Genomic DNA, 16,797 nt, shown 5'->3' on the forward strand with positions numbered 1-16,797 from the left:
TCCTATGCAAGACTAGAAGATATTAATTTTTCCCAATTTTTAGCTATTTCTTTTGCTCTAAATCTATCGACTTCATTTATAGCATTTAAGGAAAATTTATCACGCAAAGCCTTATTATTCATTAGCGTATCTAACTTTTTTTGAAGATCCAAAACATCATTAACATTAATTAAATAGCCGTTTTCGTTATTCCTGATAAGTTCTGATGGCCCCGTAGGGCAGTCAGTTGCTATACATGGTAAACCAAAGTGCATAGCCTCAATTAAAGCATTCGGAAACCCTTCAAAAATAGATGTGAATACAAAAACTGAACTAGAATTATAATATGTGGCAATTTCCTTAGTAGGAGGTAGTAACTTAATTTTTTCTTCCATGTTCAGCTGATTAATTAAATTTTGAAGCTCCCTCTGTCTGCCGCCTTTTCCAACAATATGCACTTCCCAACCTTCAGATTTGATATTCGCAAAGGCTTTGATGAGTATGTGTTGTGCCTTTTGTTCACTGAGACGTCCCACATTTAAAATTACTTTTTTTCTTTCCAAAGAGAACGTTCTGCTATTGGTCAATTGAGAAGCAATTGGATTAGCCAGAATCTTTAACTTTTCCGTTTTCACAAAAGCTTTAAAATATTGTTCGATTTCCTTTGTTTGTATGACTAAATAATCTGCTTTTGGATAACTAAATCTTAATAATAGTTTCCAAAGAATTCCAAAACTCATTTTATAAGGGTTATTTCTTTCACTAATTATGACTGGTATTTTACAGGATTTTGCAGCCATTACGGAAAGAATATTCTCCCTAGTTAAAAATCCTATTAACAACTGAATTTTATAATTAGTTACAATATTTTTAATTCTTAGATACAATTGCCAATTTAATCTTATTGTATCAAATATAGATTTGCTCGGCATTAATTCTTCGAGACAATAAACAAGGTTAATCCTTGGGTCTAACTTATAAAATGGACTCTTTTTAGAGAAATTTATGATGGTGACATTATATGAATGAATAAGTTCATTAGCAAGTGTACTAACTACTCTTTCAGCTCCTCCTGTACCTAAAGAACCAATTGTAAATGCGATAGATTTTTTTGTCCTCATTAATTTTCAGCTTAATTTTTCCACATGTTTAAAAAACAACATACTTGATTGAATTATTGTATATTTTTATCAAGTTTGAGATGAATGGATAAATCCCAATGACAAAATTAACATTACTTTAGGCAATACCTATTATTTTGTTATAGCAAATGAGAGAGCTTTTATGAAAAAGAATTTTCTAATTTCATTGACATTGATATTGAGTTTAACATTAAATGCTCAGAAAATTAACATATCAAATTTCGGTTTTAGTGCCGATGATTCTAGTGAATTCATCAATCAAGCAATTGAATCAAACTTTGACACAATAGTTTTCACTAAACAAAAATCGGATTGGATTTCCCTTCCTATTAAATTAACTGATGTTTCAAATAAAGTAATCATTTTTGAAGATGGTGTAAAACTATGCGCAAAGGAAGGCGAATTTTTGGGTAAAAATGACGCTTTGATATCAATACAAAATTCGAGAGATATTGAATTGTATGGCATCAATGCTGAACTGGTAATGAATAAGGAAGAGTATCAAGATGGTGAATGGCGTCATTGTATAAGTATAAAAAGTAGTAATAACATATTAATTAAAGGGCTTACCTTAAGAGATTCTGGAGGTGATGGAATTTATATATCGGGTTCAAAAAATGGTAAATACTCCCAAAATATTCTTATCGATAGTATCATATCTAACAACAATAAAAGGCAAGGTTTGTCTATTATAAGTGGGAAGAACGTCTTGGTTAAGAACAGTTCTTTCTTAAATACCAAAGGCACCCTGCCTGGAGCTGGATTAGATATAGAGCCAAATTCAAGTAGTGATATTCTGGATAATATAGTTTTTAAAAATTGCCTATTTCGTAATAATGACCATTCAGGTATATCCATTGCGCTACAAAAATTGGATAATACTTCAAAGCCAGTTGATATTTCTTTTTTTGAATGCGTAATAGAGAATAATCATAGTTTTGAAAATAAATATGTAGCAAGTGAAATTGTCTTTCATGCTAAAAAGAACAATCCTGTTAAGGGTACGGTGCTTTTAGAGGATTGTTTGATAAAAAACTCCAAATGGGGAATATGCTATAGCAGAAAAACGAGTGACTCCTATAGGGTGATTTTTAGGAATTGTGTTGCGAGCAATATATGTCAAGATGAAAGTTATCCAGTAATCTACTTAGAGGTACCAGATTATTATACGGGTGAATATACACTCGGTGGGTTTGTTTTTGAAAATCTTGTTATTTCCTACGAAACTAATGTTCCCTACTTTGTGGTTAGGGGTTCTAAAATGGGAACTTTAAAGAGCGTGTCTGACGTACATGGAAAAATTATATTGGACAATGTATCCAAGGTAGGAGAAAAATATATTTCATATTCTAGAGAAAAGAACGAAGACTTTAATTTGGATGTCATTAAATGAGGATAAATAATTAGTATTATTTCCTCAAAAAGCTAACATATTATAAAGTAGCTAAGTAATGAAAAAATACTTCTAAATTGGTATAACCGTCTTGATTGGCATCGAGATTTGCATCTGAACTATTGTTTGGGTCTAGGCCTACCTTGATTTCCCATTCATCATCCATACCATCCTTATCTTCATCCGGATAAGCCTCACCAGACTTAAGGTTCGGATACCCAACACTATTTGCGGATGAGAGAAGACCTCCATCTCCATTAATCACGTTGTTGATAACTCTTCTATCGGAAGAGTCTCTACTTGGTTTTGTTGCTCCTACATCCTCTAGGACATAAGACTCAACTGAGGATGATTTCATTGGCTCAATTCCAGAATTGAATATTTTACTACTTTTAATATAGGGCTGAATATTCGATGAGTAAGAGGCACTTTCTCCGTCTAGTATATTATCTTTAATATAGGCTTCAGTTTGAGAAATATTACCATCTGGGCAGTTATTTAAAGATGCTGTTAGTTGTATAACTGTTTTGTTGGCCTTCAATCCTGGATTTGACTTATAAACATTCCCTATAATATCGAACTGATTCTCATAAGTAGGATATGTTGCATCTTTAAAACCATAAATTAAATTATTTATCATTTCAAAACTTGATGTGCAGGTGGAAGATCTTATATTCCTTTCCTTATTATGTACAAATAAGTTTTGATAAACACTTATATTTTTTGCTCTGTTCCATAACAGAAGACCGTATTTAGTATTTATATTTTCACCTATTATTGAGTTTTGAATAGTGACATTTTGTACACTACTGGTTCCTCCGATACCCCCAATTTCTATGTTTTCATCTTTACCCCAGCTTATACTACAATGATCAATAATTACATCTTTAACTGAAGTGTTTTTATAGGCTACGACTCTTAGCGCGTCTTCATTAGATCCTGATGTTTCGTCACCAGGTCTTATTCTTATGTGTCTAACAATCACATTAGAAGCCTGTATTCTTAATTCCGCACCTTTAATTGCTATACCTTCGCCAGGAGCGGTTTGTCCGGCAATCGTTACGTTTCCATTACCATTTTTGATTACAAGATAAGAATCACATTCTATCGTGCCAGAAACCCGGAAAACTATATTTCGTGGACCTTCAGCTTCTAAAGCAGCTCTTAAACTACCAGGTCCATTGTTATTTAGATTAGTAACCTCTATAATTCTGCCTCCACGACCACCTGATGCAAACTTCCCGAAACCTTGAGCGTCAGGAAAGGCTTTTAGCTCGTGATGATATTTGTTAAATTCAATAGTTACTTTTCCCTCTTTGGTTGTGCTTTGTCCATTTTCATCTGTGGTCTCGACCGTATAAGTGAAAGTATCTTCCTCGATATTTTCTTCAGTAGTCGATTGATTTTCCGCTTCTAATATATCTGCGGTTGATGAAACATTTTGTGAACTTTCAACCTCATTATTGGGAGAGTAAGTTAAGGTATTGTCCGAATTAATTTCTACTGATCCATTTTCAGGTTGAGTTGTGGTTATAATCTTCACATTATTTTCATCGTTTATGATGTCATTGTCTAAAACATTAAGGACGATTTCATTTGAACCTTGAAAATAGTAGATATCATTCTTAATAATTAGTTCATTCCCAAACTCTTGAAGAGAATCGGAAATTAAACGTGAAGATAGCAAATCAGTATCTTTTGAGCAGGAAAAATGTAAGATAAAGATTACAAAAATAAATTTTGATAAAATTTTTTTATAAAAAGTAATTGACAACATAGCATAAGTAGGATTTTAACGCTACCCTCAAGATTTGGGGACCTGACTGTAGCAAATTTTTTTAAACTTATTCGTAGAACCGATAACTGGGTTATTTTATCGGATTATCTTAGTGAAGAACTAATAAAATACCTTTTTGTTGTCCAAAATTCAAATTTTAGATGAAATGCATCTTTCGTTAAGAAATTTGATTATAATTCGTCCATTTTTATTTTAATACAGTTTGGTAAAAAAGGGGAAAGGCACCTATTTAAGTGCCTTTCCCCTTTTTTCAATTATGATGAGATTTTTAATCTACGTAGCTAACCTTAATATTTACGTTACTATTGCTATTAGATGAGTATCCTCCGGAATATTCTAACGGGTTGTTGTTTGGCTCATTAATTCGGAATGAACCAGAGATGTCCCTTAGTATATGACCGCTATTAGGAGCATTCACTTTCATAAAGGGGACATTTTTAGAGTATTCCATATAAAAATTATCGAATGCCAAATTTCCTGTGGAGTTCTCTCCGGAATAGGCTTCTAAATAAATGCCAGGGTCATTTCCGTTTCTAGATATATTATATGCGGAGCAACTACTGAAACTTACTTTAAATGCCTCCGCAGCTTTCTTAATCATAATGGCCTTGTATCTTATATTACTAAATTTAACGTTCTGAAAATTAACACTACCTTTTACCGGGTTAGTAGTAAGGCCTTGAGTAACAAATAAATCCGTTGTTGAAACGCCTCCACTAGGGGATTTAACATTATTACTAAATTCACTGTTTTTTATAGAAATGCTAATTGGTTTTGAAGAACTTTTCAACTTTCCTGTAGAAATAAGTACTCCATGGCTATCATTCTCGGTGAATTTACAATTGTCAAAATTTATATTAACCAATCGCTCATCTGAGTTATTGGGTTCCAAATCAACTCCTGATTCCGGGTCTGCACCACTTGAGCCTTTAAAAGTTGAATTTCGTACGTAGACATTTTCGGCACTAATAATCGTCATTCCCTGTCTTCTATTGTTATCGCAAACAACACCGTCTATGGTTATGTCTTTGGAATAGTTGCTGCTGTTTCCACCGGCAATATATATGCCATCGCCGCCACTGTCCCTTAAAGTCAAGTTTTTAACAGTTACATCGTTGCCACTATGAATTGATAGCGCATGCCTATTTTCCATTGAATTATATTCTGACTTGTTCATTCTTAAAGTTGCACCATTTCCCTCAATAGTAATGTTTTCAGGAGATACTAATTGAAATAAGATGCTGCTAGAGGATGAAAAAGCACCTGACTTGGCCCTTAAAGTTACGCCTTGTTCAAATACAATTGTCATGTTACTTAATCTAAATAGTTTTAACGGTTTGACAATCCAATCACTACTTTGTTTGTCTATAACTACATAAGAACTGCCAGATGTCAATGCACTATAAATTGCATCAGTTGCATCACTGGAGTTAAATCCAAAATCAGATGCAAATACGGCATTGGAAGGATAGTTGCCTGTATTGCTACCACCTCCAGAACTTTTTTGTGATACCTCAATGGTAATGGTCTCCGTATCCGTTACTCCATCACTATCCTTTACGGTAAGGCTTACTTTATAAGTGCCAGGATCATTAAAGGTGTGGGACGGATTTACACTGGTTGCTGTAGAACCATCCTTAAAATCCCAGGAATAGCTAGTAATGTCATCGTCATCACTTGAATTACTGCCCTTAAATTGCACATCTAAAGGAGCTTCGCCGCTGGTAGGGGTGGCACTTACTCTTGCCACTGGGGCCTCATTTTGTTTTTCCTTGACCGTAATGGTAATACTACTACTGTCAGATAAACCTTCCTCATCCTTTACGGTTAAGCTCACTTGGTACGTACCCGCTTTGGTAAAGGTATATTTAGGGTTGGACCCACTGCTTTTGGAACCGTCCTTAAAGTCCCATGCATAACTATCTATTTCCTTGTCATCTGAAGAATTACTTCCCTTAAACTGAACCTCTAAAGGTACTTCACCAGAAGTTTTGTCGGCAGAGACCGAGGCCTTAGGGGCCTCATTTTCTTCCTCTTCCACAGTGATTTTTAGAGTGGCCTTGCCGGTCAAGCCCGCTTTGTCCTTCACCGTAAGTGCTACTTCATAGGTTCCGGCTTTATCAAAAGTAGTAGATGTACTTTCACTAGTGGATGTTTTACCATTGCCAAAATTCCATGCATAGCTAGCTATATCATCGTCTTTGTCCGAAGATTCTGCAGAGGAAAAATTAACTTTAAGAGGTGCCGTTCCTGAAGTAGTGGAGGCCTTTATTTTGGCAACCGGAGCACTTTTTTCCTCTTCGGTGACCGTAATGGTCAAGGTTTGGGTGTTGGAAGCTCCTTGCTCGTCCTTAACGGTTAAACGTACTTTATGTTCCCCTGCTTTTTCAAAGGTATGTACCGGATTCTTTTCCTTACTGGAGTTACCATCTGCAAAATCCCACGCGTAGCTTACTACGGCGATATCATCAGAGGAATTTTCCCCGTTAAAAGTAACCTTTAAAGGGGCGTTGCCTTTAGTAACGTCTGCTTCAGCAATGGCCTTGGGTGCTTCATTGTCATTACTAACCGGTGGTGCGGCCGTTTCATCTTCTGTTTGCTCTTCCTCTTGGACGGGCGTGTCGGTTTCCGGGTTTTCTTCCTCGTTCGTTTCAGGAGTGTTTTCTTCTACTGAACTATCTGGCTCCTCTTCTTGAGTGGGAGTATTGGTTTCCGGGTTTTCTCCCTCGTTCGTTTCAGGAGTGTTTTCTTCTCCCGAACTATCTGGTTCCTCTTCTTGATTGGGCGTATCGGTTTCCGGGTTTTCTTCCTCCCGGTCTTGGTCAGTAACTTCTATCGTTTCCATTTCATCCCCAACAATGGCCTCTGCATCTTGTGGCGCTTCATAAACAACAACGAGTCTTGGACCTTTTTGGCTTGGATGTTCTTTGGAGGCAAAGGCCACATCATCGCCGTCTTCATGCTTTAAAACCAAGGTGATAAGTCCGGGATCAAGCTTGTCTTCTTTTAAGATAATTTCCTCTGTTTGACCTACCCTATAGTCATTGGTGGTCGCGCCCAGAAGCGAATCAACTTGTGGGGCGGTGGTATCTGATAGGTCTTCCTCTGTCCAACTTCCCTCCACGGCCTTGTGTACCGATATGGTTCCATGACCATCATCTGTGGCAATGGTAAATTCCAAATGTGTTTCTGCCAAGGAACCTCCTATGGAGTCGATTTGGCTTAAATCAAACATTAAATAACTTTCCCTATGGTTTTCTTCTAATCGAATGAGGTGGTCATTATACCCTTTGCCACTTTGTAAGTGGGCATCGTGAATTGGGGTGAAGATGGTTGTTCTTATTTCCGTAGGAACCTTTTCGGCTTCCTCTTCTACAACTCCTTCCTCTTCTTCCAACACTTCCTCTTCCTCAACAACCTCCTCATCCTCAGAATCTACTTCTTCGGAACTTACGGTAGGGGTATTGGGGTCCAAAATGGCATCTTTTAAAAAATCGCTGTCCTTGGAACAAGATAGAATTAAAACAAGAAATACGAATACAGTGACCAAAAAGGACCTGTTCACTTTTGTGGGGTAAAAGTTCATAGGGTAGGTAAAATGTTAACTATTTTCTAATCTTCTAGATTGACTATCGATGAAATGAAATAATCATCGACGAAAAGCAATCCGCGCAAAAATAGACCCTATAATTGAGTGACAAAATTTTTTGCCTACTTTCTTTTTTTGGCTTCTAAAGAGTTAAAAATAAAAGTGTTTGAAGCAAGAAGAGATGTACGTAAGACTCAGTTGAAATGGATTACAGTGAACTCTTTTTTAACTTTTTTTTAATAAAAAAATCGATGAACAGTAGAGCTTCAACTTCTTGCTGCCTTTAATAAAGGCATTTGCAGTCTATTGCAGCGGGTGTGTTAAAGTTTTGTTAATAAAAAATTTTGGAAGAAAATACAACAAAAAAAGGGGGCTTAACAGCCCCTTTCCTTTTACTTCTTGCAATTCTTTTTTATAGTCGACCTTCCACAGGCTCCTTAATTATTCCTTTTACATCATAAATAATTCCATTTGGCTTCAAGGAAGACCTAAGATTTAAATTTTGGTATTCTTTATGTGCTACGGCCAATACAATTGCATCAAAGAGTTCATTGGGCATTGTGGAACACATGTCCAAATCAAACTCCTCCCTTACCTCTTTTTGGGAAGCCCACGGGTCATAAAGGGTAACTTCAGTGCCATACTCCTTTAGATTCTTAATTACATCCACGGCCTTGGTATTGCGTACGTCAGGGCAATTCTCCTTAAAAGTGATGCCTAAAACCAGTATTTTGGCATTTTTAATCTTGATTTCCCTTTGCACCATCAATTTGATAATTTCCGATGCCACATATTTACCCATCCCGTCGTTCATGCGCCTTCCTGCTAAAATAATTTCTGGGTGGTAGCCATAGGCCTGAGCTTTCTGTGCCAAGTAATAAGGATCAACTCCTATACAGTGTCCACCAACCAATCCTGGTTTGAAGGGGAGAAAATTCCATTTAGTTCCGGCAGCTTCTAAAACGGCTTGGGTGTCGATATCCATTAGGTTAAATATTTTTGCCAGTTCATTGACAAAAGCAATATTGATATCCCGTTGCGAGTTTTCAATGACTTTAGCAGCTTCCGCCACCTTTATAGTGGAAGCCAAATAGGTTCCTGCAGTAATAACCGAGGAATAAAGTTGGTCTACTTTTTTGCCTATTTCAGGAGTGGACCCGGAAGTTACCTTTAAGATTTTTTCTACGGTGTGCTCTTTATCTCCCGGATTGATACGTTCTGGGGAGTAGCCTACGTAAAAGTCTTGATTGAATTTTAAACCGCTTGCTCTTTCCAATACCGGAACACATTCTTCTTCGGTTACCCCAGGATATACAGTAGATTCATATACTACAACATCCCCCTTTTTCAGCACTTTACCCACCGTTTCACTCGCCTTATATAGTGGGGTCAAAATAGGTCTGTTGGTACTGTCTACCGGGGTAGGTACGGTAACAATGTAGTAATTGCAATCGGATATGGCATCTAATTGATTGGTGCAAAAGAGGCCATTACTTTCTATTTGAGGAGTGCTCACCAAAACATTTTGTAGTTCTTGATCACTTACCTCTAAGGTGCTATCAGTCCCATTGTTGAGTTCGCTTATTCTAATTTCATTGATATCGAATCCAATAACTGGATATTTGGTGGCAAATAACCGAGCTAGTGGAAGGCCAACATATCCTAGGCCGATAATGGCAATTTTTGATTGAGTCATTAAAACAAATTTTACAAACCCCGAAGTTAATAAATCGATTCCTTATATGAGTTTAAGTTTGTAATTGAAAGTTTGATAAATTGAAAATAAAAAACCCATGATTAAATCATGGGTTTGGATTAATTGATTATATTAATGATTATTATGAATAATACTCTTGATACCATTTTACAAAGTTTTCAATGCCCGTGGATACCCGAGTATCCGGTTTATAGCCATAATCCTCCATTAAATCAGTAACATCTGCCCAAGTTCGCTCCACATCACCTGGTTGTATGTCCATCATGTTTTTCTTGGCCTTTTTTCCCATGCTATTTTCAATAGCTTCAATAAAGTCCATTAATTTCACGGAGTTATTGTTTCCAATATTATAGACTTTGTATTTAGGTCTGTTGTCCAAGGTGCCTGTAAGAATTCTATAGACTCCCTCTACAATATCATCCACATAGGTAAAGTCCCTTTCCATTTTACCATGGTTAAAAACTTTGATAGGCTCACCTTTTGCAATAGCATCCGTAAATAGAAAGAGTGCCATATCCGGTCTTCCCCACGGTCCGTAAACGGTAAAAAAACGCAATCCAGTAGTTGGAATATCAAAAAGATGGCTATAGGTATGCGCCATGAGTTCATTACTCTTTTTACTCGCCGCGTAAAGACTGATAGGGTGGTCAACAGTATCGTTCGTTGAAAACGGAATCTTTTCATTGAGTCCGTACACACTGGAACTGGAAGCATATACCAAATGCGCTATCTTATGGTGTCTACAGCATTCCAAAAGATTGAGATATCCAACTATATTGCTGTCTATATACGTTTCAGGATTTTCAATACTGTAACGTACTCCTGCCTGTGCCGCAAGATTACACACCTTTCCAATAGCGACCTTTTTAAATAATTTGGGCAAAGCCTCCCTGTCTTCCAAATTCATTCGTACAAAAGAGAATTTGCCAGCATAAAGAGAGCTTTCTACAATTTCATTGAAATGGGTTGCTTTTTCCCTATCAATGCCCAATTGTTCCAATCGGCCAAACTTAAGGTTTACATCATAGTAATCATTAATATTATCCAATCCAATTACTTCATACCCTTCCTTTACCAATTTCTCGCAAAGGTGGTAGCCGATGAAGCCAGCGGCTCCGGTCACTAAAATTTTCATGACTGACCTATTTTGTAATATTGGAAGCCTATCGATTCCATTTTTTCCTTATCCAAAATTCTACGACCGTCAAAAACGAAGGCGGGCTTTAACATTTTTTCAAAAATAGCGTCCCATGGATAGGATTTGAATTCATCCCACTCCGTAAGTATCGCAACGGCATGTGCATCCTTAACCGCATCAATTGGATCCGTGACAACGGTTAGCAGGGCTTTGTTCTCCTCTGGGGAACGAGTACCCAAATAATCCAAATCTGCATAAATCTGTTTTTCCGATACTTTAGGGTCATAAACTACGATTTCCGCTTTTTCTTCTAAAAGTGCATCCGCAATATTGATGGCGGCTGATTCTCGGGTGTCATTGGTGTCCTTTTTAAAAGCCCATCCAAAAAAAACAATTTTCTTTCCTGAAACGGTATTATAAAGGGTAGAGATAATGTTTTCTGCAAACCTTCTTTTTTGGTAATCGTTCATAATAATCACCTGTTCCCAATAATCGGCTACTTCGGTCAGCCCGAAGCTTCTGGAGATATATACCAAGTTGAGAATATCTTTTTGGAAACAAGAACCCCCAAACCCGACAGAGGCATTTAAAAATTTAGGTCCTATACGGCTATCGGTTCCAATGGCTCGAGAAACTTCGGCTACGTTAGCGTCCGTTCTTTCACATAATGCGGAGATGGCATTGATGGATGAAACACGTTGGGCCAAAAAGGCGTTGGCTACCAATTTAGATAGTTCTGAAGACCATACATTGGTCTGTAAAATACGTTCTTTGGGAAGCCAGTGCTCATAAATAGAGCTTAAGGTATCTTTGGCTTCTTGACCGGAAGGGGTATCGTCTCCACCGATCAAAACTCTATCAGCTTTTAACAAATCTTCTACAGCAGTACCTTCAGCCAAAAACTCAGGATTGGAAAGGATTTCAAAGTTGACGCCATTACCGGTGTTTTCCAAGATGCTTTTAATGGCACTGGCAGTACGTACAGGTAAAGTTGATTTCTCAACAACTATTTTATCGGTTTTGGCCACTTTGGCAATATTTCTGGCACAAAGCTCCACAAATTTTAAATCGGCCGCTTGTCCTTTTCCCTTACCATAGGTCTTGGTAGGCGTGTTTACCGAAATAAAAATGATTTCTGCCTCGTCAATGGCTTTGTCCACATCCGTAGAAAAGAAGAGGTTTTTGCCCCTTGCTTCCCCAACAATCTCTTTAAGCCCCGGTTCGTAAACGGGCAAATTGTCCAAATCCTCGTCATTCCACTGGTCAATCCTAGTTTGGTTGATATCAACAACGGTCACCGTTATTTCCGGACATTGACTTGCTATAACAGACATGGTAGGTCCGCCCACATATCCTGCACCAATGCAGCATATTTTATTTACTTCTTTCATGGTAAAATTCATTTCGTTCGGTTGCAAAGATTACCAAATAACTCAAAAAAAACCTACTTTTTTTCGTTTAAATAGGATTATTTAAGGTTAAGTTCATCCGATTTGGCTTCCGTTCTTTGATAAAAATTGATTCCGAGGGCAAATAGCAATTCTAAAGTTTGGGGTACTAATAAATTTCAGCTTGGTAATTCAACCAATAAATTGTGTGATTGGTAGTATTTTTTGTAGGGATGTGCTTTCAGTTAGGTGAAGAGTAATTATCTTCGTGCCAATTGTTTGTATATATAAGACAAGTGCAAAAATCAACTAATACCAATTGAACTTTTCGAAATGAAAAAAATATTAATAACCGGCGCAGCGGGGTTCTTGGGATCGCATTTGTGCGATCGATTTATTAAAGAGGGTTACCATGTTATTGGAATGGATAACCTTATTACGGGAGATTTAAAAAACATCGAGCATCTGTTCAAGCTCAAGAATTTTGAGTTCTACCATCATGACGTTAGTAAGTTTGTTAATGTGCCAGGCGAATTGGATTATATTCTGCACTTTGCTTCTCCAGCGAGCCCCATAGATTATTTGAAAATTCCTATTCAGACCTTAAAAGTTGGGGCTTTAGGTACCCATAACTTATTGGGTCTTGCAAAGTCTAAAAAGGCCCGTATTTTAATTGCTTCTACTTCAGAAATATATGGAGATCCCTTAGTGCATCCGCAAACTGAGGAATACTATGGGAATGTAAATACCATTGGGCCAAGAGGAGTGTATGATGAGGCCAAACGATTTATGGAGTCCATTACTATGGCGTACAACCGTTTTCATGGTCTGGAAACTAGGATTGTTCGTATTTTCAATACTTATGGTCCGCGTATGCGATTGAATGACGGAAGGGTCATACCTGCCTTTATTGGCCAAGCTTTGAGAGGGGAAGATTTGACCGTTTTTGGAGATGGTAGCCAGACCCGTTCCTTTTGCTATGTGGATGATCAGGTGGAAGGTATTTATAGGTTATTGTTGAGTGATTACGATATGCCCGTAAATATTGGTAATCCTCATGAAATAACCATTCGTGATTTTGCCGAGGAAATCGTAAAACTTACGGGTACCGATCAAAAGGTGATTTACAAGCCCTTGCCAAAAGATGATCCCATGCAACGCCAACCCGATATTACAAAAGCTAAGGAAATACTGGGGTGGGAGCCAAAAGTTTCTAGAGAGGAAGGAATGAAGGTAACCTATGACTATTTTAAATCCTTGCCCGAAGACGAATTATATAAAAAGGAGCATAAGGATTTTGCAGAATATAATAGAAGCTAAGGTGCTAGAATTGAGTTCGCTATAATTTTGAGCGTTGCTATAAGGGTCTTTATTACGTCTTTTTACCTGTTTAGGCCGTATGTATTGATGATTGCTTTTAATGTGTAATTGGGATTATGATGCGATTAACCGATTATTTCAACATCTTTAACCAAATATATCCTAATGGAACCTTTTAAGAATTAGTTTTACGCTGCTTTAAATTGTTAAGCTTATTTTTTAATACCCCAATCTTAAAAGAATTAAACCCTAGCTAGTGAAAACAGTGACACATCATAAAATTTGGTTGTCTTCTCCCCATATGGGCGGAAACGAGCAGAAATTTGTACAAGAAGCCTTTGATACCAATTGGGTGGCACCCTTAGGACCCAATGTAAATAATTTTGAAAAGGCCATTGAAAACTATGTCGATGAAAATGTACATGTTGCCGCCCTTAGTTCCGGTACTGCCGGACTTCATTTAGCCCTTGAACTTTTAGGTGTAGGTTTTGGGGATGAAGTACTTTGTCAAAGTTTTACCTTTTCGGCATCTGCCAATCCCATTAAATATCTAGGCGCTACCCCAATTTTTGTGGATAGCGAAAGTGATACATGGAATCTTTCTCCAGAGTTATTGGAAAAAGCTATTAAGGAGAGGCTTGCCCAAGGGAAAAGGCCAAAAGCAATCATAGCCGTTCACCTTTACGGCATGCCCTATAAGGTTACCGAGATTACAGAAATTTCAAAAAAATACCAAATACCCATTGTTGAGGATAGTGCGGAGGCGCTGGGAAGCTCTTACAAGGGTATTAAATGTGGTAGTTTTGGGGATATAGGGGTCTTTTCCTTCAATGGAAATAAAATTATAACCACTTCAGGAGGGGGGGCTTTAGTTTCCAAAAATGAGGAACATAAGAAAAAAGCTGTATTCTTGGCCACACAGGCTAGGGATGATGCCCCACATTATCAGCATTCCCATGTGGGTTATAATTATAGAATGAGTAATGTATTGGCAGGAATTGGTCGTGGCCAAATGGAGGTTTTGGATGATAGAGTGGCGGCCAGAAGGTTCAATCATGACTTTTATAAAGAACACTTAACAGAAAATTCAAATATTGAGTTTTTAAATGAGCCATCTGGGTATTACTCCAATAGATGGCTTACTTGTATTTTGACACCTTCTTTTGAGGTCAGGGAGAAAATAAGATTAGCCCTTTTGGATGAGGATATTGAATCGAGGCCCTTATGGAAACCCATGCATTTGCAACCTATATTTAAAGATTGTGCAAACTATACGGATGGTACTTCAGAAGATTTGTTCAACCGTGGTCTTTGCTTGCCTAGCGGTTCAAATCTTGAAGAAGAGGATTTACATAGAATAGTTGCCCTTATTAAAAATGTAATATAACAACCATGATAAAGAATTTTTTGGTCAATAACGCCCATAGATATGCATCCAAATGGCTGGTCTTGCTCATAGACGTTTGCATGATTGTCGTTTCTTTTGTTCTTTCATACATCATTAGGTTTAACCTAACCTTGGATTTTGATATTGACAAATTGTTCGTTCAATTGCCTATTATTTCCTTAATATCAGCGGCGTCCTTCGTATTTACTGGTTCCTATAAGGGGGTAGTAAGACATACAGGGGTTAGGGATGTGTATAATATTTTTAATGCCATTTGTCTATCCAGTATTCTGTTGATATCCATGGTCTTATTTAATAGGGAACTTGGAGTTTTTGATAATTTTACTGTCCCTTTAGGCATAATTATCATTCATAGTTTATTGAGCTTTGTTGCGCTAACTAGCTCCAGGTATGTATTTAAGTCCCTGTATAACAATTTTATGGCCCGTGATTTTAAAATCAATAAGAACGTATTGATTTATGGTGCTGGCGAATCCGGAATTCTTACACAAAATGCCTTGGTAAACCATACCAAAAGTAGGGTAAGAGTTGTGGGATACGTAGATGAAGACGTAAAAAAGGTAGGTAAACAAATTAATGGGGTAAAGGTTTTTCACAAAGACATTCTTTCAAAGGATTTTATTGTAAAAAATAGCATATCGGAAGTTATTTTCTCTATCCAAAATATTGATCCTAGTCATCTTAAGTTATTAGTAGAAGGGCTGGTTGATTTTCCAGTACAAGTAAAGATTGTCCCTCCTGTAGAGCAATGGATCAATGGCGAGCTAAAGGTCTCTCAAATCAAGCAAATTCAAATTGAAGATTTATTGGATAGGGCTCCTATTAGCATTCGTAACTCTAAAATTTCGGATGAAGTAAAAAATAAGGTGGTGCTTGTTACAGGTGGTGCCGGGTCTATAGGTAGTGAAATAGTAAGACAGCTCTGTACTTATGAGTACAAATCACTGTTGATCATTGATCAAGCAGAATCTGCACTCTATGACCTTCAACAAGAATTGAAACAAAATGGCTACCATAATTTCATTCCGGTGGTGGGAGATGTTCGTGACAAAAATCGGTTGAACAATCTTTTTCAAGAACACAGGCCTGATATCGTGTTTCATGCAGCAGCCTATAAACACGTGCCCCTTATGGAGTATAACTCCTATGAGGCCATTAAGATAAATATCGCGGGAACCAAGGTTGTTGCTGATCTTTCAATGGCCCATGGCGTAGAAAAGTTCATACTTATCTCTACGGACAAAGCGGTAAACCCAACAAACGTAATGGGGGCTACCAAAAGAATTGCTGAAATGTATGTTAGTTGTATGCAACAGGAGGGTAAAACCAAGTTCATAACTACTAGATTTGGTAATGTATTGGGCTCAAATGGATCCGTTATTCCATTGTTCAAAAAACAGATTGAAAAAGGAGGGCCCTTGACCGTTACACATGCGGAAGTAACCCGTTTTTTTATGACCATTCCGGAAGCTTCTCAATTAGTTTTGGAGGTAGGTGCCATGGGTGATGGCGGGGAAATCTTCATATTTGATATGGGAGAATCCGTTAAGATATTTGATTTGGCCAAGAATATGATCAAATTATCCGGTCTGAAGTATCCTGAGGATATCGATATAAAAATTACGGGACTTAGGGCTGGGGAAAAATTGTATGAGGAACTTTTGGCCAATGGGGAGAATACCCTACCTACATATCACAAAAAGATAATGATCAGTAAAACTAGGGAAGTTGATTATACCCATGTGCGATCCAAAATCGATGAACTTTGTGTTTCCAATATGTTCTTTAATGGTAGTACGGTTGCTTTGATGAAGGAAATTGTTCCGGAATATATTTCTAACAATTCTGAGCTATGTAATCTTGACAAAAAGAAAGAGTCACGCACGAAGACAGCACCATTAAAGAAAGTTTTATAATCTTTTTCA

10 protein-coding genes are annotated in these 16,797 nt (G+C 37.3%); 4 read left to right on the forward strand and 6 right to left on the reverse strand.

Features of this window, described 5'->3' with window-relative positions:
- Window positions 1-2: 2 nt before the first annotated feature.
- Window positions 3-1,100, reverse strand: a complete 1,098-nt coding sequence (locus tag IL355_RS15055; RefSeq protein ID WP_192462943.1) for a glycosyltransferase family 4 protein — start codon at window positions 1,098-1,100, stop codon at window positions 3-5.
- Window positions 1,101-1,263: 163 nt separating this feature from the next.
- Between IL355_RS15055 and IL355_RS15060 the strand changes: the two genes are divergently transcribed.
- Window positions 1,264-2,514 carry a right-handed parallel beta-helix repeat-containing protein gene (locus tag IL355_RS15060; protein WP_192462944.1) on the forward strand — a complete coding sequence of 417 codons (1,251 nt, stop codon included), beginning with the start codon at window positions 1,264-1,266 and terminating at the stop codon, window positions 2,512-2,514.
- 40 nt (window positions 2,515-2,554) lie between these two features.
- Here the strand turns inward: IL355_RS15060 and IL355_RS15065 are convergent, their stop codons facing one another.
- The 5 genes from IL355_RS15065 to IL355_RS15085 form a co-directional block, all read right to left on the reverse strand.
- The gene (locus tag IL355_RS15065) at window positions 2,555-4,291 is read right to left on the reverse strand and encodes an Ig-like domain-containing protein (RefSeq protein ID WP_192462945.1); all 1,737 of its coding nucleotides are present in this window, start codon (window positions 4,289-4,291) and stop codon (window positions 2,555-2,557) included.
- Between the two features lie 289 nt (window positions 4,292-4,580).
- On the reverse strand, window positions 4,581-7,898 hold the full coding sequence (locus tag IL355_RS15070; RefSeq protein WP_192462946.1) for a PKD domain-containing protein: 3,318 nt from the start codon (window positions 7,896-7,898) through the stop codon (window positions 4,581-4,583).
- A gap of 415 nt (window positions 7,899-8,313) precedes the next feature.
- Window positions 8,314-9,597, reverse strand: coding sequence for a nucleotide sugar dehydrogenase (locus tag IL355_RS15075; RefSeq protein WP_192462947.1), 1,284 nt, complete (start codon window positions 9,595-9,597; stop codon window positions 8,314-8,316).
- Between the two features lie 142 nt (window positions 9,598-9,739).
- Complete coding sequence (locus IL355_RS15080; protein ID WP_192462948.1) at window positions 9,740-10,753, reverse strand: NAD-dependent epimerase; 1,014 nt, start codon at window positions 10,751-10,753, stop codon at window positions 9,740-9,742.
- Window positions 10,750-12,147 carry a UDP-glucose 6-dehydrogenase gene (locus tag IL355_RS15085; RefSeq protein WP_192462949.1) on the reverse strand — a complete coding sequence of 466 codons (1,398 nt, stop codon included), beginning with the start codon at window positions 12,145-12,147 and terminating at the stop codon, window positions 10,750-10,752. The genes IL355_RS15080 and IL355_RS15085 overlap by 4 nt, the downstream gene beginning before the upstream one ends.
- A gap of 330 nt (window positions 12,148-12,477) precedes the next feature.
- Here IL355_RS15085 and IL355_RS15090 point away from each other — a divergent pair, with 330 nt between their 5' ends.
- The 3 genes from IL355_RS15090 to IL355_RS15100 all read left to right on the forward strand — a co-directional run bounded on the left by IL355_RS15090 (window position 12,478) and on the right by IL355_RS15100 (window position 16,788).
- Window positions 12,478-13,464: a UDP-glucuronic acid decarboxylase family protein gene (locus IL355_RS15090; RefSeq protein WP_192462950.1), complete on the forward strand. Its 987-nt coding sequence runs from the start codon at window positions 12,478-12,480 to the stop codon at window positions 13,462-13,464.
- A gap of 301 nt (window positions 13,465-13,765) precedes the next feature.
- Window positions 13,766-14,851, forward strand: coding sequence for a DegT/DnrJ/EryC1/StrS family aminotransferase (locus IL355_RS15095; RefSeq protein ID WP_192463091.1), 1,086 nt, complete (start codon window positions 13,766-13,768; stop codon window positions 14,849-14,851).
- Between the two features lie 5 nt (window positions 14,852-14,856).
- Complete coding sequence (locus IL355_RS15100) at window positions 14,857-16,788, forward strand: polysaccharide biosynthesis protein (protein WP_192462951.1); 1,932 nt, start codon at window positions 14,857-14,859, stop codon at window positions 16,786-16,788.
- The last annotated feature ends 9 nt before the right edge of the window (window positions 16,789-16,797 follow it).

It is taken from the genome of Euzebyella saccharophila (assembly GCF_014855495.1).
Taxonomy (GTDB): domain Bacteria; phylum Bacteroidota; class Bacteroidia; order Flavobacteriales; family Flavobacteriaceae; genus Euzebyella; species Euzebyella saccharophila.